The sequence below is a fragment of the Oscillibacter ruminantium GH1 genome, from assembly GCF_000307265.1.
In the GTDB taxonomy this organism is placed as follows: Bacteria; Bacillota; Clostridia; order Oscillospirales; family Oscillospiraceae; genus Oscillibacter; species Oscillibacter ruminantium.
On record NZ_DF158899.1, the window covers coordinates 333,453 to 351,556 of the forward strand.

Consider the following 18,104-nt stretch of genomic DNA (forward strand, 5'->3'; position numbering starts at 1 on the left):
TTTCACCGGGTCTGTCGGATTACAGAGCAATCTGACCGAGGAAGCTCTCCAGCGCCGTTTGCATCTTTTCGTCGCTGAAGCAGTAGTGCATAGTGTCATAGGAGGCGCGGAGCTTCTCCACTTCGGCGCTGACGTCCTTTGCGCGGAGAATGCAGTCCGCCATCAGTCCGGCCAGTCTGGAAAACGCCTCTTTCCCAAAGCCAAAGCGAGTCATCTCGCTCACGCCCATCCGCAGAGCGCCGGAGGCAGTAAATCCCTCTTCATCCGGCGTGGCCTGATAGTTGACAATGATATTGTTCTGCTCCAGCCGCTCGGCCACCTCGGGGCCGCTTCCGTATCCCACGGAGACAATGACCTGATGGGTTTCGGTGTATCCGACGGCGGGATCTCCGGCCACGTCCAGCCCCTGCTCCTTCAGGCATTTGGCAAAATATTTTGCGTTTTCCACAACGGCTTTCTGATAGGAATCCTTAAAAGCGTTCATTTCATAGGCGGCCATCAGCAGCCCCAGCTGGGTGCCAAGGTGATGATTGGAAACGCTGCCGGGGAATGCGCGGCTCTCGATTGTCTCCCAAAGCCCGTATTTCAAATCGCCTTTTTGGTAATTCACGCCAATGACACCCCGCTGCGGGCCAAAAAACGTCTTGTGGGTGGAGCCGGTAACGATTTCAGCGCCTTCTTCAAAGGGCTTCTGGAAGTGATCTCCAATCAGTCCCAAAACGTGCGCCATATCATACATGATGGTGGTGGGGATATTCTGCTCATCCACAAACTGGCGGATGGCGGCCACAGGCTCCTTGTGCAGCACCATGCTCTTGCCGAAAATAATCAACTCCGGGCGGTATTTCTCAATGACGTTCTTCGTTTCGTCCACGTCAATTTTATAAATGTTGTCCTTGCACACCGGGAAATTCACCACGGCCGAGCGCTCTGTCACCGGGTCCACAGCGATATAGTCGTGCAGCGCCCCCATGGGCTGGGCGGACAGGTGCCCGCCCTTGATGATGTGGTTATTCAAAACATAGCCCAGCCGCTGGGGCGTATGCTTCCGATCCAGACGGTTTTTCCAGTCCATCAGGGCCGAGAAGACAGCCATGTTGGACATCTGTCCGCTGATGACACGGGTTTCCGCCTCGGAGCAGCCCAGATACTGTTTCATCTGCTCGGTCAGCAGCTGCTCCACCCGGTCGATAAACTTGGTTCCCTGATAATAGAAAATATCCTGATCGTAGAAGGACTTGATCTTCTTGTGCTCGGCATAGCGGAAGGCGGGATCGGACGCGCACAGCAGCTGCACCGCGCGGCTGGCGCTGTTTTCAGAGGGGATCAGGTTTATGCAGCATTTCTGCCGCCATTGGTGATTGTCAGACGCCTTCTGAATAAGCTCCAGTGCTTTTGCCTCGAAATCGTTATCCTTTGCGGCGGACTGTTCCTGCTCGGTCTTATAGAGAATCGGCCGGGCAAAGGGGGGCGCGTCCACCCGCATATGATAAGGAGGAATCACGGCCTTCAAGCGCTTTCCCCTGACATCCACCTCTACGCAGTCCTCCTCCAGCACATCACTGGAAAGATAGGCAAGGCCGATGGAACGCTTGGCTGTATCGTCCAGAATTTTAGTGGACAGTCCCTCCCCTTCGTGACAGTAATAGGGCACCATGGTGCCGCTGGTGACCCAGCCGATCTGTTCCTCGCCGCGATAGACCGGCATTCCCGCCCGCATGACGCCTCGATCCAGCAGCGTGATGGGCATGATGCGTCTGGGCAGCACATCCATCTCGCTGAAGTCCCGGTTCATGATCTTCTGATAGGCGGCGGATTGTTTTTCAAGCACTTTGCGCCCAATATAGTCGCCTTTTTGCGAAGAAAAGCTCACCGCCAGCCGCGCCAGAGGCACGGAGAAAATTGGGATTACCGCACCGGAGGGGTCGGTTCCCATCTCATGGCCGTACAGCGGAAAGCCGGCCTCTAGACGCAGAGTGTCCCGCGCGCCCAGACCGGCAGGCTTGGCGCCCAGCTCCACCAAGCGATTCCACAGCCACGCAGCCTCTCCGCTTTCTATGTACACCTCATAACCCAGCGGTTCGCCGGTATATCCGGTTTTGGCGACGCGAACCGTGCGGCCCTCAAATTGCAGGGTATTCAGTGCGTTTTTCATCGGCTCGGTCACAGCTTCTCCGCCGGAGAGGGTCATCAGCAATTCTTTGCTCTTGGGACCCTGCACGGCGATGGACGCATAGTCCGCCGTGATGTTGGTGATGGTGCAGTCGTATTCCTTCACGGCTTCCAGCAGATGCTTGAGGTCTTTGTCCGTATTGGCGGCGTTTACCACCAGCAAAAAGCGCTCCTCTTCAAAGCGGTACAGATACGCATCGTCCACAGCGCCGCCGTTTTCTGCGGGAATCATACAATACTGGGCCTGATTCAGATCCAGCGCCATTACATTGCTGGTGAGGACGTGCTGCAAAAACTTCACCCGCTCCGGTCCCTCCACCAGCAGACGGCCCATATGGGATACGTCGAACAGGCTGCAGGCGTGGCGGGTATACAAATGCTCTGCCACGATTCCGTCGGGATACTGGATGGGCATCTCCCATCCGCCGAAGTCCACCATAGAGGCTCCGGCGTCCGTGTGAACCGCAAAAAGCTGGGTGCGTTTGAGATCGCTCATGGTTGATTTCCCCCTTTAAGAAAAATTCTGTTTTTTTGAATTTCCCGATTTGCGCGCAAAAAGAGACACAAAGTTCCCTTTAGAACTTTGTGCCTCCGTCATTCGCCTGAGAGATTCCCCGCCACGCCCATGATCTGAGGGCAGCTCGAGTTGCACCTTTGGCGTACAGCATCAATGCCGTACTCTTCGAAGCATCGTCATAGCCCGACCCATTTTACCTGAGAGATTTTGCATACCCCTTCGGTGCCGTGTCCAGCACGGACTCTCCCGGACTAATCATTCGATCTTATTCAGTTTACAGGCTGCTCCGAAGCGGATGGCTGCGCCAATTGCAGTTGCGTCTGCTTCAATTGCATTCTAAATTACCACAGTGGCTGGGCAATGTCAAGGCCTTTGGAAGGATATCAATCACACAGGTACCCTGTCCGAACAGCAAGGTGTATATTGCGTCAGCTTCGGACTGCTGGAACAACGAGTTTATTGATCTGGCGATGGACGACACGCAGAAATCCTGTTCGGGCAATTCCCCGTTGTCCATCTATCCGGGAATGATATCAAAACACTTCAACACAATTTGAAACATGTTACAAACAAAATGAAAAATGCCACTTGCTTCTTTCTCTCTGATGTGTTATGGTTTAAAGCAATGAATAAAATGCGAAGAGGGAAACCAGTAGAACAGAATCTGTCTTTCAGAGAGCATCCGGTCGGTGGAAGGATGCAGACGGACTGTTTGAATACATTCCTGAGCAGCTGCCTGAACAGAGCGGAGTAGGGTAAGCCGGGTGCGCCCGATACAGCGTTGCGTGTGTGTTTGCACACAAAGAGGAGCATTTTGCGAGAACTGCTCAAACCAGAGGTGGTACCACGATAAATCATCGTCCTCTGTCCCTAGACCGGGACAGAGGGCGATATTTTATTTTAATTTGGAATGATTTGAAAAGGAGCAATTAACATGGAACAGAAGGAACATGGATTTCGAAGTCGATGGGGCGTCATTCTCGCCTCTGTCGGTTCGGCGGTCGGCATGGCAAATGTGTGGGGGTTCCCCAACAAGCTGGGCAGCAACGGCGGAGGCGCTTTTTTGCTGGTCTATCTGTTTTTCATTTTTGTGTTCAGCTATGTCGGTCTGCCTGCGGAGTTTGCAATCGGGCGGCGTGCAAAAACTGGCACACTGGGATCTTACGAAAACGCATGGAAAACCAGAGGTGCGCGAGCTGGGAAGGCCGGCGGCCTTTTGGCCTGGCTTCCTCTGGCCGGTTCCATGTGTATCGCCATCGGCTATGCCGTCATCGTTTCTTACATTTTAAAGGCACTGTTTGACTCGCTGACCGGCACGCTGATGTCCGTGGAGACAGGCGCCTGGTTTGAGTCGTTCTCCCTTTCTACCTATTCCGTAGTCCCTTTCCATATCATCGTCGTAATCGGCACCCTGCTGACGCTGCTGCTTGGTGCAAAGAGCATTGAAAAAACCAATAAAATTATGATGCCCGCCTTCTTCATCATCTTCGTGATTCTGGCAATTCGGGTGGCAATGCTCCCCGACGTTCTGGAAGGATACCGCTTTCTCCTGATTCCCCGCTGGGAAGCGCTAAAAGATCCGATGGTGTGGATCTGGGCAATGGGGCAGGCATTTTTCTCTCTTTCCATTACCGGAAGCGGCATGATTGTTTATGGCGCTTATTTAGACGACCACGAGGACGTCGTCTCCATTGCCCGCCATACCGCTTTTTTTGACACCATTGCCGCGTTGGTTGCAACGCTTGTGATTATCCCTGCGTGTTTTTCATACGGCGTGGATGTCGGGGCAGGCCCCAGCCTGCTATTTGTCACCCTGCCCACGATTTTACAGGACGTTCCCTTCGGGCAGTGCTTTGCCGTGATTCTTTACATTGCAATGATCTTCGCAGGGATCAGTTCTCTGCAAAATATGTTTGAAGCCGTTGCGGAATCCCTGCTGCACCGGTTTCCAAAGCTGGGGCGCAAAGTCACGCTGGGAATTCTCTGCCTGATCTGTCTGGGTGCTGGTCTCAACATGGAGGCCATCTTCCAATGGGGGCCTTGGATGGATCTGGTGTCGATCTATATCATTCCCATCGGTGCAACTCTCGGTTCAATTTCCTGGTTCTGGATCATGAAGAAGGACGATCTAATGGCGGAAATCAACAAGGGCAGTTCTGTCCGGCGCGGTGACGGATGGTATCGGACGGGCCGCTATCTCTATGTTCCCTTCGCCATCATCCTCTGCTGCGTCGCACTGTTTATGAAGGTGGCCTTTTGACGTCCACCACATGGGAAAGCCACGTTGGCGCGAGACACTTTCGTGCTGTGTCTTTTCTGCTTTTTGTCTATTGATTTTTAAGGCCGCAATAAGCAGGTTTGTTCGGCTGCGTTACCTGTTGTGGTACTGCTCTACAATTTATAGTGTCTCATTCTGTTCACAAGCCCAAGGGATCTCCCTTGGGCTTGTCCTTATAAACGTCCTGCGACGTTCCAATCCTGACTGCCCTCTCCGTGGGTAGTTTTTTATACCCCTATGAGGGCCTTTGCTCGATGTGTCTTAAGCCGCATTGAAATGTAGGCCAGCCTTTCGGTTCGCTTGAAGGATTTAACAGCGCCAGTCTATCTCTTTATCTTTTCTCCGGCGAACAGGTCTGTTTTTATCGAACGGCCATCCCACATTATTCCCGTTGGTAGCATCGCCACCGTGCCGAACTCCCTCAGGTCACTTTAGGGTATCAGGATAGCTGTGGCTTTTGCGATGTAAACATCCTCTGGATCAACTCCATGCACTCCCGGACAGGAGTGCTGAGATATTTCCGCTTGTGCCAGACCAGCATGGCCTGATGGCAATGTTCAAAGTTCCGCACCGGAAAGATGTTCATGCCTTCCATGCGCCCGGTGTACTCTTTTTGAAACATCCGCAGCAGCATAGGCGTGCAGAATATGACGCCGTACCCTTGGGCCACCAACGGCAGCAATCCGCTGGTGTTGGTGGATTGCAGCAAAATGCTGGGTGAAAAGCCCTTGTCCTTCAGATATTCCACGATCTGGTGGTGGACCCGGCTGGTAGAGGGGCGGATAATCATTGGCAGTGTACGAATATCCACCAGATCAACTCCACGCTGAAATGCCTCCCGGCAGGCAGGCCAACGTTTCGGCAGACAGCGTTCCAACAGCGAGTCGGCAATGACTGCATAGAGGGACTCATCCCCCAGAGAGCGATAGCGGTAAACCAGCGGGTCCAGCCGGTTTTCTCCTGCCGAGGCCAGAATGATCGCCAGATCCACCTCGTTTTGCAGGACTGCCTCCAGCAGTGTGGAAGATGTTTTTTCGTACAGCGAAATGGTCATATTGGGAAACTTTTTTGTATATTCGGGAACAAACTCCATGGCAAAGGCATTGGACCGGTTGGGCGGAAGCCCCACCGTAATCGTTCCGTAATAGTCTTGATGGAAGGTGTTGAGTTGGTCACTGAGAATTTCGTCCGCAGCAATCATCTCCTTTGCAAACAGCAAAAGAGTTTCGCCCGCAGCGGTCAGCTTCAACGTGGGCCGCCGCTCAAACAACTCCACATGGTATTCATCCTCCAGCCGCTTGATATGCGTACTGACAGACTGTTGAGAAATGTACAGTTCCTCCGCCGCGCGGGTAAAGCTCATGCGTTCCGCAACTTTCACGAAATATCGAAACGACGTTAAGTTCACGATGCGCCCTCCCTGTATCACAACTTTTCAGCTGTTAATTTAACAAAAATTTCGTTATTTTCTTTGTGCTTGTCTTAGTGTACCATAAAATCTGTAAAAAGCAAATGACATTTATGCAAAACAGCTATGGATAAAAATTTCTGCACAAGGAAATGAGGAATGCAACAGATGAGAGTCGGTTTTATTGGATTCGGGGAAGCGGACGCCTCCATTGCCGCAGGACTTCACGAGGAGGGTGTACGCCAGCTGCTGTGCTACGACGCCATGAACAAGGACCCCGGCTTTGCGGAAAAGCTGGCAGCCACGTGCGACCATACACACACCGCCCCGCAGGAGTCAGCCGCACTGGTAGCGGAACGGAGTGACGTAATATTCATGGCCGTTCCTTCTCAGTTCTCCGTTACCGCCGCCGAGGGAGCTCTGCCCGGCGCGCATCCGGGACTGATCTACGTGGACGTATCCACCGCCACCCCGGCGGACAAACGACTCATTGCCACCAAGTTTGAAAGTCGCGGCGCCAACTATGTGGACGGTGCTATGATGGGGCCTTTGCTGCAAAACCGTCATCAGGTACCGATGCTGCTCAGCGGCAAAACAGCAGAGGAACTGCGAGAGCGAATGCAGCCCTATCACATGAAGATGACCGTGGTGGGAGAGGAACCCGGCGTGGCCACCAGTATCAAATTCATCCGCAGCATTACGGCCAAGGGCGTGGGATGCCTGCTTTTTGAATCCTTGCAGGCCGCCCAGCGCTATGGTGTGGAGGACACCATTGTAAGCTCCCTCATCGACTCCTTCGGTCCCGGTTTTCAACCGGTTATTGACAACTATCTCTCCGGAGCCATCATCCACGCCGACCGCCGGGAGCACGAAATGCAAAACGTGGTCGACTTTTTGCAGCAGGACGGCCTGCCCTTTGAAATGGCTGAAGCCGCTCGAAAAAAGCTGGCCTGGATGCGGGACAGCCGGGTGAAGGAGCATTTTGACGGCGACGTCCCCCGCTCCTGGCAGGGCGTGCTGGCTGGCTGGGGCGTCAACGGCTGAACGGCGCAAGATGCCTTTCCGGCAACTGCCGGAACGAGAAATATAGGAGGATTTTTACATGTCCGTAGGAAAACGCATTTACCTGAAGCGGGAACTGCCCGATTCTGAGATTATGGCGCAGTTCAAAACCATTCCTGCCTCCAACACCGGCGATGTGATGAACCGCGATTGCGCAATGAATCCCCGTATCCGTCTGGTCAGTTCGCCAAAAGAGCAGATGATGGTGGGCCCGGCCTACACCGTCAAGGCGCGGGCGGGCGACAATCTGGCCCTCCACGCGGCGCTGAACTTCTGTCAGGAGGGCGATGTGATCGTTGTCTCCAACGAGGAGGATGACACCCGCGCCCTCATGGGGGAGGTCATGATGGCCTATCTCAAGTACACGAAAAAGATCGCCGGCATTGTGCTGGACGGCCCCATTCGGGATATTGACGAGATCGGCAAGTGGGATTTCCCGGTGTACTGCACCGGCACCACTCCCGGCGGCCCCTATAAGGACGGCCCCGGCGAAATCAACGTACCCATCGCCTGTGGCGGAATCAGCGTCAATCCCGGCGATATTATTCTGGGCGATCCCGACGGCGTAATCGTCATCCCCCGCAAAGACGCGGCCAGGGTTTTGGAGGATGCAAAGGCGTTTCAAGCTGCCGACGAGACGAAGCTGCAAGCGTCCAAAAACGGTACCGCCAACCGCGCATGGGTGGAAAAATCACTGACCGAAAAGGGGTTCGAGATCATTGATGACGTTTACCGCCCCTGATTTTTATTGAAATTTTTTAAGGAGGATTTTTTCCTGCATTTCGATCAACACAACAAAAGAAAAGAGGATTTTAAGATGAAAAAGCTGTTCACACGTACGCTTGCACTGGCAATGACCTGCTCGACCCTGTTCCTGTCCGGCTGCGGCAGCAGCGGCTCCGCATCTGGCGGCGCGGCCTCCGGCATGGCTTCCGGCTCCGCCGGCGGAACCGATTGGCCCACCGGTACCATCACCGTTACTCTGCCTTACAGCGCGGGCGGCGACACGGATACCTATTGCCGCGCTCTGTTCCAGCGGGTTGGCGAAAAGCTGGGACAGACCTTTGTTGTGACCAACCTCACCGGCGGGTCCGGCGTGGTTGCCGCCATGGATGTGATGACAAAAGCTCCCGACGGATACAACATTCTGTTTAACCACACCGGCGCGTCTCTGGTGCAGGAGGCCACCGGAACAGTGGATTTCTCCTATACGGAAGATTTTGAAAACTGCTGTACCGTAGCAATCGACCGCACCTATGCGCTGATGGCAGTCTCTAAGGACGGCCAATACAGCCAGTACAGCCGCGGCTGGGAGAATCTGGAGGACATGGTCGCGGACGCCATAGCCAATCCCGGCGCGGTGCGTTACTCCACCGTTTTCGGCTCCACCACGGAGTACGTGGGCCTGATGCTGGAGAAAGACGCCGGAATCACGCTGGACAACATCGACGTGGGCAGCGACTCCGCCTCCCGTATGGCGGCTCTGCTGGGCGGACAGGTGGATCTGGTGGCGATCAACTACATGAACGTCAAGGACTATGTGGAGAGCGGCGATCTCATTTGTCTGGGCATTATGGCCGACGAGCCGGTGGAAGGCATCGACTTCCCCACCTTCGTGGAGCAGGGCTATCCCAGCGTGGTAACCGCAAAAAAGTATGAGGTCAAGTTCCCCAAGGGGACCGATCAGGCCATTGTGGACAAGCTGGCGGCCGTGTGCAAAGAAGTTGTGGAAGACCCTGAATTTGCTGAAGTGTTGACCGGATACTTCGCCGAGCCGCTCTACCGCGACGCGGCCACAATGAATACCGAGGACCCTGCCGAGGTCGAGGCGCTGGAAACCGGTCTGGCTGGCTGATTGACAAATACGTTGTGTTTTTAAACCTGCCCCGGCGCCGCCCAAAGGCGGCGCCGGGGCAGTAGAAGGGAGACGTCCATGACAAATAAACAGCGGGACATCCTGTGCAGCGCCGTCTTTTTGGTGTTTGGCACCGCGATGTTCTACTTTTCCTTGGGAATCGCACACAAGATTGAAAGCGACGTGGGTTCCGCCTATGTTCCAAAATTCATTGCCATCTGCATCCTGATCGTTTCCAGCGCAAAACTGCTTCTCACTCTGCGGGACCACAGCGCGTCGGGCAAGAAAAAGGATGCCGCGCAAAACGATTGGTTGGGCGGACTGGGCACCATCGGGCTGATGATGGCCTACATGCTGGCGCTGCAGCCGGTGGGCTTTATCCTCTCCAGCATCGCGTATCTGTTCGCACAGATCATGCTGATGAGCAACCGGGAAAACCGCAAGCCGGTTCTGTTCGCCGTTATCAGCATCGCATTGCCTATTGCGGTGTACGGCCTGTTCAACTACGTCATCAAGATGCCGCTTCCCCGTGGCATTCTGGGTTTTTAAGGAGGGAAAAATATGGAGATGTTTTCTGTTGCCATTGGCAACGTATTTAATCCCGCCTGCCTTGCCCTGATCTGGGCCGGTACCATGCTGGGCATTATCTTCGGTTCAATTCCCGGCCTCTCCGCCACCATGGCGGTGGTGCTGTTTTTGCCCATGACCTTCAGCATGGAACCTACCATGGGCCTCGCGCTGCTGGTGGGACTGTACATGGGCGGCATTTCCGGCGGATTGATCTCCGCCATTCTCTTGAAGATCCCCGGCACCCCCTCCTCCATCTCCACTGTTTTTGACGGCGGCCCCATGGCGGACAAGGGACAGGCCGGCCGGGCCTTGGGCGTGGGTATTCTCGCCTCCGGCATCGGTTCTCTCATCGGCATCGTGGCGTTGATCTTCATCTCTCCTTTGCTGGCAAAGGTTTGCCTGCTGTTCAGCGCCGCAGACTATTTCGGCGTGGCGGTATTCTCGCTGACCATTATCGCCTCGCTCTCCGGCAAGGATATGCTCAAGGGTCTGCTGGCAGGTCTTCTAGGCATTGCCTTGTCCATGGTGGGCATGGCCCCGGTGGATGCGGAGCTGCGGTTTATCTTTGGCAACTACCAGCTGATGGCCGGATTTGACATTACCGTACTGCTGATCGGCGTGTTCGCCGTCACCGACATCATTCAGGCCGGGCTGAACCGCCGCCATCTGGCGGACGGCTTTGAGAAAAAGAAATTCCACCTGAAGGGCTACGGCCTGTCCGTCAAGGAGTTCATCACCCAAATCCCCAATTTCCTGATCTCCTCCGTCATCGGCATCGCCATTGGAATTTTGCCCGGCATCGGTGGTTCCACCGGCGGGCTGATGGCCTATACTGCGGAAAAAAACCGCTCTAAGTATCCGGAAAAATTCGGCACCGGCATTATCGACGGCGTGATTGCCTCGGAAACAGCCAACAACGCGGTCATCGGCGGGTCAATGGTCCCTCTGCTGTGCATGGGCATCCCCGGCAACACGGTAGCCGCCATCTTCCTCGGCGGATTGACTGTCCACGGTATCAGCCCCGGGCCGCTGATCTTCGACAAGTCCGCCCAGTATGTCTACGGTATTTATCTGGCCCTGATTGTCTCCACCATCTTCATGGTCGTTTTCGAGCGTTTGGGTCTGCCCATCTTTGCAAAACTGCTGGATATCCCCAAGCACATCCTGCTGCCCATCATCATGGTCATGTGCTGCGTGGGCGCATTTTCCAGCAACAGCCGGGTGTTCGACGTCCAGTGCGTACTGGTGTTCGGCCTCATCGGTCTTGTGATGAAGGTATTCAAGATGCCCACTACGCCTCTGATTATCGGATTTATCCTCGGCCCCATGTTTGAGGAGAACCTGCGCCGCGCCCTGCAAGCCAGCCACGGCAGCTGGAGCGTATTTGTCACCCGTCCCATCTGCTGCGCCTTTTTAATTGCCGCCGTGGTCTTTTGTACCTGGACCGTGCGCAATAATCTGAAAGCCAAGAAAATTGCCGAAACACAGGGACAGTCCTTTGATACCGCAGAGGAGGAAGGCTGATCCCCGTTTGCGGAAGGAGTATTTATGCTGATTATCAAAAACGGCCGGGTACTGGACCCCTTGAACCGGGTGGACTGCGTTACGGACGTCGCCGTGGAGGGCGGGAGCATCGTCCGCGTCGGCTCTGCCGATCTTCCAAACCCCGGCGACGTTGTGATTGACGCCACGGGCTGTATCGTAACCCCCGGCCTCATTGATCACCACGCCCACCTGTACCCGCTGGCTAAGATCGGCATTCCGGGGGAGGCTGTATGCTTTGCCTCCGGTGTCACCACCGCGGTGGACGCGGGAAGCACCGGCTGGGCGACCTATGCGAGCAAACGCCCATTTGTGCAATTGTCTAAACTGAAGATTTTGGCTTATCTGAACGTCTGCACCACAGGCTTGGACTCCCTGCCCGTTTTGGAAAATGTAGACCCCCGCTGCTGGGACGAAGGCCGGATACGTGACTGCCTCAGCCAATATCCCGACGAACTGGTGGGGCTGAAGCTGCGCACCAGCCACTCCATCGTCAAAGAACTGGGGTATGCGCCGCTGCGGTCCGCCGTAAAATTAGCGGAAAAATTGGACACACATCTCATGGTGCATTGCACTGACCCCCCCGGCGAATTGAGCGAGCTGCTGGATTTGCTCCGGCCGGGGGACATTCTCACTCATATGTACATGAATCAAGGCCCTGCCTTGGTGGAAAACGGACGTGTTATCCCGGCCGCGCTGCGGGCGCGGGAGCGGGGCGTGCTGTTTGAGGCGGCGGATGCGCGGATGCACTTTGGGCTTCCGGTAGCAAAGGCCGCCATTCAAGATGGATTCTATCCGGATATGATTGCCACCGATCTGACGCAGCTGAGTATGCATCTGCGGCCCACGTCCTTCAATCTTGCCATGCAGATTTCAAAATATGCTGCGCTGGGCATCCCCATTGAAGCGGTGATTGAACGGTGTACGGCGGCTCCCGCCCGCCAGCTGGCGCGGTTGGAGCAAATCGGATCGCTGACGGTGGGGCATGCGGCAGATATTGCGATATTCAAGCCGGTCTTGCAGGAAAATGCCTTTGGAGATCGCCCCGACGGCGTAACCGGGCAATGCCTGCATATTGGCAGCATGCTGTATCAGCCGATGCTGACCGTGAAAAACGGCGAGATGGTATATCGCAGCCTTCTTTTCTAAGTACAATATATTGGCGGGAAAAAACCACAGGAAACTGTGGTTTCTTCTTCGGCAAAAATAAAAACCAATAACGAAATTTAATTAAAGGAGAACTGACTATGGCATGGAAAATCCTTCTCCCACAGGAAATTATGGCGGAGGGCCGCCAGCTTTTGGAGGACGCGGGCCACACAATCATCGACGGACGCGGGTTTGAAACTGCGGATGTTTTGGCGGATATGAAAGAGCATCAGCCGGACGCCATGATCGTCCGTATTACCCCCATCACGCGGCAGGTTATCGAGACCAACCCCAACTTGAAAGTCGTTGTGCGTCACGGCGCCGGGTTTGACGCACTGGACGTAAAAGCCTGTCACGACAATGGTGTGCAGACGCTGTACGCGCCGGTAGCGAACAGCGCATCCGTTGCGGAAACCGCGCTGCTGCTGATCTTGGAGTGCAGCCGCAACGTCATCGCCCTGCGCAAAACCTGGGTGAACGCCTACTACGAGGCAAAGTTGAAGCTCCGTAAAAACACGATTGGAGGCAAAACGCTGGGTATCGTGGGTTGTGGAAACATCGGCAGCCGACTGGCTGTCCGGGCGCTGGCAATGAACATGAATGTGTTGGCGTACGATCCCTTCAGGCCCGCCGCCGATTTTCCCGATGGGGTAGAGGTGGTACGGGATCTGGACCGCATTTTCACAGAAAGCGACTATGTCTCCCTCCACGCGCCCAACACCCCGGTTACCCACGATCTGGTGAATCGGGAGCGGCTTGCCATGATGAAGCCCACCGCCTTCCTCATCAACACGGCCCGGGGCGGTCTGGTGGTAGAGGAAGATCTCTACGCAGCCTGCAAAAACGGCGTGATCGCCGGGGCGGGACTGGACGCTATCCGTAAGGAACCGGTGGACCCTGCCAACCCGCTGTTGACATTGAACAATGTCATCATCTACCCCCATATTGGCGGCAACACCTCCGAGGCCGCGCACCGTGCCTCCTACTTCGCGGCCTTAGGCGTTCAGGAAGTCTATGAGGGCAAAACACCCACGTGGCCCATTCACGACATTGACTATGCCACTGCTCCCACGTATACTGATACAAAGAAACCAAATCGGATACCGGCGGGGCTGTTCGACTATTAAGGCGTTTTTAGAAATAGAAAGGAGAACTCTTGATGAGTCCTATCGCTGTCGCCTTAATCATTTTGGCGATTACCATCGCTCTGTTTATTTGGGAGCCGGTTCCCATCGTCGTCACCGCCATCGGCGCCTCCATAGCCTACGCTTACACCGGGCTGATCGAAGTCGGTGATATTTTTTCCGGCTACAACAGCACCACCATCGTTCTGCTGGCAGGTATGATGGTCATCGGCTCTTCCCTGTTTCACACCGGCATCACCAATATCATCGGTGAAAAGATGGTGCGTGTTACAGGAAAAAGCGAGCGCAATATTCTCCTTGCCACACTCATCGTCTCCTGCCTGCTCAGCGCAGTGTGCAGCAACATCGGGGTCATGACGGCCATGGCCCCGCTGGTCACCGCCATGTGCATTTCTGCCGGGGTTGCCCCGTGCAAGGCGCTGCTGGCGCTGCTGTTCGGCGCACAGTTCGGCGGCTTCGTGACCTTGGTTGGTGTCGGCTCCAACGCTACCTCCGCCAGCGTGATGGCAGAGCTGGGCTATGAGTCCTTCGGCTTTTTCAGCATCACGCCTTTCGGCATCGGCGTTTGTATTTTGGGTACGCTGTATTTTACCTTCATTGGCTCTAAAATGATTCCGGATACCGGTTATATTCCCGAATTTGCCAAGGCCGAGAAAAAAGTGCTGGATAAGAAAAAGGCCGCCATCGCCTGCATCACGCTGCTGTGCGTGCTGGTTGTTATTGCGGCGGCTCCCGCCGCTGTACCGATGCACGTCGCCGCCGTGGCGGGCGCGCTGGTGGTGGTCGCCACCCGGTGTATGTCGTTGCAGGAAGCCATCCACGCCATCGACTGGAACTGTATGCTGTTGGTAGGCTCCCTTACTGCCATCTCCACGGGCTTTAAAAACAGCGGCGCGGGAGACGCCGTGGCGGAGTTGATCCTGCGGCTGCTGGGCAATGAGCCCAGCACCTTTCTGATCACCACCGTGATCTTCTTTGCCGCCGCCATTTTGACCCAGTTCATGTCCAACATTCCTACCATTACGCTGTTCCTGCCCATCGGCTGTTCCATTGCCGAGGCCATCGGCGTGAGTCCTTATCCGGTCGCAATGGTGATTACGCTGGCCGGCGCGGCCTCCTATGCAACACCGTTCGCCGCGCCTCAGAACATGATGACGGTGGGCTGGACCCGCTATCGCTTTGCCGACTTTGTTAAAATAGGGCTGCCCATGCTGCTGATTACTTACCTTGTGGTCGTGGTGCTGATTCCCGTCTTTCTGCCCTACTAAACTCAGAAACGAGGTGCATCATGAACAAGCTGCTGCGCGGCATCTATGACCTTCATGTCCACGCCGCGCCGGACGTAGTCCCCAGAAAATGCGACGATCTCGAGTTGGCCTGCCGCTTGACGGATGCGGGCATGGCGGGCTGCTGCATCAAATGCCACTTTGCCGAAACCGCGGCTCGGGCAGCACTTCTGCAAGCTCAATTTCCGACGCTGCGAATTGCCGGAGGGATTGCGCTCAACCGCGCGGTCGGAGGGCTCAACCCTCATGCGGTGGAACGCTGCGGGCAACTGGGCGGAAAATTCGTCTGGTTCCCCACGCTGGAGGCACGAGCCTTCCAGTGCTACCGCCACTCAAGCGAGCCGGAGGCGGATTTGTCCGACTATCTCGCCGTGTGCGGCGAGGACGGGCGACTGCTGCCCGCCGCGTTGGAGGTACTGGACGCCGCCGCGGAGAACCGCATGGTGATAGCTACCGGCCATATCGGCACGGAGGAGGGCATGGCTTTGGTGAAGGCGGGTGCTGACCGGGAACTGCAGATGGTACTGACTCATGCGGACAACCCTGCCAACGCCTATTCTGTGGAACAGCAGCGTCAGGCTGTGGCGCTGGGCGCTTTGGTAGAACACAGCTTTTTTACCACCTATTACGATCGGACGCCCATTGGGGAAATCACCCGGCAGATTCGGGCTGTGGGCTGTGAAAACGTCCTGCTTACCACAGATTTTGGCCAGCCGGATTCCCCGTATGTCGATGAGGGCATGACCCAATACGGTACGCTGCTGCTGCGTCAAGGATTCACATTGGACGAGTGGCGCGTTATGACCCGTGACAATCCGTCCCGGCTTCTCCGCTGATGCCATCCGAGGAATATCTGCAGTTAATCGGGCAGTCCAAAAAGGACTGCCCGATTCCCATTTTTTTAATATTAATAAAAGAATCGAGCTTTATTTGCTTTATCATACAGTAATGCGCTAAAAAGCATCCGCTTAGGCTCATTTCTCTAAATGTATCAACAAGACACAGCGCAGCAAATTAAAACCTTGGGCGTGAACTAACTCGATAAGCCTGCTAATCTTAAAGATCGTCAGAAAACATTTTAGCTATACTTATAATTATTGCTGGAAATGATGAAGATTTAGGCTTTCAGGGTGCATTTATTCCGCCGCAGGCCGTCTCCCGGTCATGTATTGATGTTCGCTTTTCTTGCCTGTGACATCATCTGGCGGGCATTGAGCTGATACAGCTTTCCGTCCTTTATGAAATTGCTGCCGCACTGGCAAAATTCAAATTTTACGCACTGCTACAGGCATTGCTCCCGAATGTTCAGAAATCACGCATAGTCCAGCGGTCTGGCATTGCGGCAGACTCGCCGCGCCATTGGTCTGCATCAGGCAGCAGGAAATCCGAAGAAAAGCTGAGATAGACCATTTCGCCGCTCTTCATCTTGTATTCTCCCTCCTTTTCGCCCCGCTGGTATTGCTCAACGGACGCGCAGAAACCGTCGGTTTTCGTTACCACATCGGTGTCCACACCCCGCAGGGCATCCCCCTTGTGGATGTAGCAAAATCGCCAGTCTTCGCTGTATTTATGGCAGCCTCGCCACGGATTCCACATTGCCATGGTGAACCTCCTGCTTTTATGCTTTCTTACAGGTACTGTGCAAACGCCATGATATCCGTCTTGAGATCTTCTAAAAACCGATTCACATGCCAGCCGTCCGTGGTGGCATGATGACAGGTCAGCGACAGGGGCATGAATGTCCGCCCGTCCCGCTCAAAAAATTTTCCGGCCTCCACCGAAGGAAAGTAGTAGGGTTTGTTCTCGTAGCTGTGAACCGCAAAATGCTGAAACTGCATCCAAGGGATGCAGGAAACCGTATAGGCGTTGGCCGGAGGCGGCGTCTGCGGCTGGCAGAGCACGCCGTGTGCATTGCCGAACTGCTTCTGATTTGCGAGGTACAACCCGTAAAAGTCTAAAAATCGCTCCTGATACTCCGTCCACATCAGGGAAAAAGTATGGTCATCCTCGTGAAAAGATGCATACAACGGCGTCAGGGCATCGTAATACCCCAGCACGCCGTCGCACTCCGCCACCTTGAATTCCTTCTGCTGATTGAGATTTTTGGTAACCAGCCACAGGTAGATCGGGAAAAATTTGATCTCGGCTTCTTTTGTGGCCCGGCGCAGTTCGGTCACATCCACATTCACCGTCATGGAATAGCCCGTGGGAGCCATTTTGGAAAAATAGTAAAATAGTTGTCCTCTCGGCCAGCTTTGCAGATCAATCGGTGTAAACAACACACTGCATCAACTCCTTCACCGGTACCATACCACGCAAAGGACGCAATGCCAATCAACGCTCCGTAGAGCCCGTGTTTACAGATTCAGGCTGTCCATGATCTTCTCAAATTTCTTTTCCGACTGGATCTCGTGGGTCAGAAAAGCGCCGTTGTAGTATAGCGAGAAGGTGGTGAACGACGACGGCGCTCTCTGCGCCTGCTCCGTGGTTTCGATATGAATCGCCTGAAGCGGCACATTTCTTGCCTTAGCCGCCTGCTCTAAAAGCGGAACATACTTGGCCGTAAAGGGGCATTGGCTGGTGTAATAGAGCGCAAACCCCGCGGGCATTTCCGTGTGCTGCGGCTCCCTCACCTGCGGGCGGAAGGACGGCTTTTCCCCGTCCGCTTCAAAGGGCAACGCCAGCAGCTCAAAATAGGGCGGCGCGGAATCCACTGCCTCAAAGCCCTTGTGCTTGAGATATTTCGGGTCGGCGAGAAAGCCCAGCTTCTTCGGCGATGACAGGATCACAAGCCCCTTTTTTCCCTTTGCCCGACTGTCCCGGATGCATTCGTCCAGCAGAAGATTGGAGTAGCCGTGGCCCTTGAACTGCCCCGACACCCACAGGCAGTCGATGTACATATACCCGTCCGCGCGAATGGGCGCCCACGCCTTTTCCGCCGGGAGGTACTCAATGAAGCACTTCCCCCGGACATCGCCCTTCAAAAAGACGAGGCCGTCGTCCAGCCGGTCGCTCAGCCACGCCTTTTTGGACGATACCTGCGGGTCTTTCTCATTGGAAATGGCACAGCAGATGTGCTCTTGTACAAGGTTTTCTTTGGTGATTTGAATCAGTTCCATG

The 18,104-nt window shown here is 55.0% G+C and carries 15 protein-coding genes, 1 riboswitch and 1 other annotated feature; of the genes, 10 read left to right on the forward strand and 5 right to left on the reverse strand.

From position 1 onward, the window contains the following. Positions 1–19: 19 nt before the first annotated feature. The gene (gcvT, locus tag ON16_RS11800; RefSeq protein WP_040662690.1) at positions 20–2,668 is read right to left on the reverse strand and encodes a glycine cleavage system aminomethyltransferase GcvT; all 2,649 of its coding nucleotides are present in this window, start codon (positions 2,666–2,668) and stop codon (positions 20–22) included. Between the two features lie 199 nt (positions 2,669–2,867). Continuing rightward, a riboswitch (glycine riboswitch) is annotated at positions 2,868–2,948 on the reverse strand. Between the two features lie 371 nt (positions 2,949–3,319). After that, positions 3,320–3,557: a binding site (T-box leader), on the forward strand. A gap of 66 nt (positions 3,558–3,623) precedes the next feature. Here gcvT and ON16_RS11805 point away from each other — a divergent pair. Beyond that, positions 3,624–4,949 (forward strand): sodium-dependent transporter, encoded by a 1,326-nt coding sequence (locus ON16_RS11805; RefSeq protein ID WP_040662693.1) that lies wholly within the window; start codon positions 3,624–3,626, stop codon positions 4,947–4,949. Positions 4,950–5,406: 457 nt separating this feature from the next. On the opposite strand, the gene ON16_RS11810 is transcribed toward ON16_RS11805, so the two are convergent. Then, positions 5,407–6,375, reverse strand: a complete 969-nt coding sequence (locus ON16_RS11810; RefSeq protein WP_144032114.1) for a LysR family transcriptional regulator — start codon at positions 6,373–6,375, stop codon at positions 5,407–5,409. Between the two features lie 168 nt (positions 6,376–6,543). Between ON16_RS11810 and ON16_RS11815 the strand changes: the two genes are divergently transcribed. From ON16_RS11815 to ON16_RS11855, 9 genes are all read left to right on the forward strand, one after another. After that, positions 6,544–7,419: a DUF1932 domain-containing protein gene (locus tag ON16_RS11815; protein WP_040663039.1), complete on the forward strand. Its 876-nt coding sequence runs from the start codon at positions 6,544–6,546 to the stop codon at positions 7,417–7,419. Between the two features lie 58 nt (positions 7,420–7,477). Next, complete coding sequence (locus ON16_RS11820) at positions 7,478–8,179, forward strand: RraA family protein (RefSeq protein ID WP_040662703.1); 702 nt, start codon at positions 7,478–7,480, stop codon at positions 8,177–8,179. Positions 8,180–8,254: 75 nt separating this feature from the next. Beyond that, positions 8,255–9,292 (forward strand): tripartite tricarboxylate transporter substrate binding protein, encoded by a 1,038-nt coding sequence (locus tag ON16_RS11825; protein WP_051131726.1) that lies wholly within the window; start codon positions 8,255–8,257, stop codon positions 9,290–9,292. A 78-nt stretch (positions 9,293–9,370) separates the two neighbouring features. After that, positions 9,371–9,841 carry a tripartite tricarboxylate transporter TctB family protein gene (locus tag ON16_RS11830; protein ID WP_040662704.1) on the forward strand — a complete coding sequence of 157 codons (471 nt, stop codon included), beginning with the start codon at positions 9,371–9,373 and terminating at the stop codon, positions 9,839–9,841. Positions 9,842–9,853: 12 nt separating this feature from the next. Beyond that, entirely contained in the window at positions 9,854–11,386 is a 1,533-nt protein-coding gene (locus ON16_RS11835) for a tripartite tricarboxylate transporter permease (RefSeq protein WP_144032115.1), read from the forward strand. 24 nt (positions 11,387–11,410) lie between these two features. Beyond that, positions 11,411–12,553, forward strand: coding sequence for an amidohydrolase family protein (locus tag ON16_RS11840; protein ID WP_040662708.1), 1,143 nt, complete (start codon positions 11,411–11,413; stop codon positions 12,551–12,553). Between the two features lie 98 nt (positions 12,554–12,651). Beyond that, positions 12,652–13,680 (forward strand): hydroxyacid dehydrogenase, encoded by a 1,029-nt coding sequence (locus ON16_RS11845; RefSeq protein WP_040662711.1) that lies wholly within the window; start codon positions 12,652–12,654, stop codon positions 13,678–13,680. Positions 13,681–13,712: 32 nt separating this feature from the next. Then, complete coding sequence (locus tag ON16_RS11850) at positions 13,713–14,966, forward strand: SLC13 family permease (protein WP_040662718.1); 1,254 nt, start codon at positions 13,713–13,715, stop codon at positions 14,964–14,966. 20 nt (positions 14,967–14,986) lie between these two features. Next, a complete protein-coding gene (locus ON16_RS11855; RefSeq protein ID WP_040662723.1) occupies positions 14,987–15,820 on the forward strand; it encodes a DUF6282 family protein in 834 nt (277 codons plus the stop codon). 469 nt (positions 15,821–16,289) lie between these two features. On the opposite strand, the gene ON16_RS11860 is transcribed toward ON16_RS11855, so the two are convergent. The 3 genes from ON16_RS11860 to ON16_RS11870 form a co-directional block, all read right to left on the reverse strand. After that, positions 16,290–16,586 (reverse strand): hypothetical protein, encoded by a 297-nt coding sequence (locus tag ON16_RS11860; protein ID WP_051131728.1) that lies wholly within the window; start codon positions 16,584–16,586, stop codon positions 16,290–16,292. A gap of 26 nt (positions 16,587–16,612) precedes the next feature. Beyond that, positions 16,613–17,266 (reverse strand): CatA-like O-acetyltransferase, encoded by a 654-nt coding sequence (locus ON16_RS11865; protein ID WP_040662726.1) that lies wholly within the window; start codon positions 17,264–17,266, stop codon positions 16,613–16,615. A 75-nt stretch (positions 17,267–17,341) separates the two neighbouring features. After that, positions 17,342–18,103 (reverse strand): N-acetyltransferase, encoded by a 762-nt coding sequence (locus ON16_RS11870; RefSeq protein WP_040662729.1) that lies wholly within the window; start codon positions 18,101–18,103, stop codon positions 17,342–17,344. Between the last annotated feature and the right edge of the window lies 1 nt (position 18,104).

Coding starts and splice junctions, on each gene's coding strand:
- gcvT (WP_040662690.1), bottom strand. CDS start 2,668: ATGAGCGATCTCAAACGCACCCAGCTTTTTGCGGTTCACACGGACGCC.
- ON16_RS11805 (WP_040662693.1), top strand. CDS start 3,624: ATGGAACAGAAGGAACATGGATTTCGAAGTCGATGGGGCGTCATTCTC.
- ON16_RS11815 (WP_040663039.1), top strand. CDS start 6,544: ATGAGAGTCGGTTTTATTGGATTCGGGGAAGCGGACGCCTCCATTGCC.
- ON16_RS11820 (WP_040662703.1), top strand. CDS start 7,478: ATGTCCGTAGGAAAACGCATTTACCTGAAGCGGGAACTGCCCGATTCT.
- ON16_RS11825 (WP_051131726.1), top strand. CDS start 8,255: ATGAAAAAGCTGTTCACACGTACGCTTGCACTGGCAATGACCTGCTCG.
- ON16_RS11830 (WP_040662704.1), top strand. CDS start 9,371: ATGACAAATAAACAGCGGGACATCCTGTGCAGCGCCGTCTTTTTGGTG.
- ON16_RS11835 (WP_144032115.1), top strand. CDS start 9,854: ATGGAGATGTTTTCTGTTGCCATTGGCAACGTATTTAATCCCGCCTGC.
- ON16_RS11840 (WP_040662708.1), top strand. CDS start 11,411: ATGCTGATTATCAAAAACGGCCGGGTACTGGACCCCTTGAACCGGGTG.
- ON16_RS11845 (WP_040662711.1), top strand. CDS start 12,652: ATGGCATGGAAAATCCTTCTCCCACAGGAAATTATGGCGGAGGGCCGC.
- ON16_RS11850 (WP_040662718.1), top strand. CDS start 13,713: ATGAGTCCTATCGCTGTCGCCTTAATCATTTTGGCGATTACCATCGCT.
- ON16_RS11855 (WP_040662723.1), top strand. CDS start 14,987: ATGAACAAGCTGCTGCGCGGCATCTATGACCTTCATGTCCACGCCGCG.
- ON16_RS11860 (WP_051131728.1), bottom strand. CDS start 16,586: ATGGCAATGTGGAATCCGTGGCGAGGCTGCCATAAATACAGCGAAGAC.
- ON16_RS11870 (WP_040662729.1), bottom strand. CDS start 18,103: ATGGAACTGATTCAAATCACCAAAGAAAACCTTGTACAAGAGCACATC.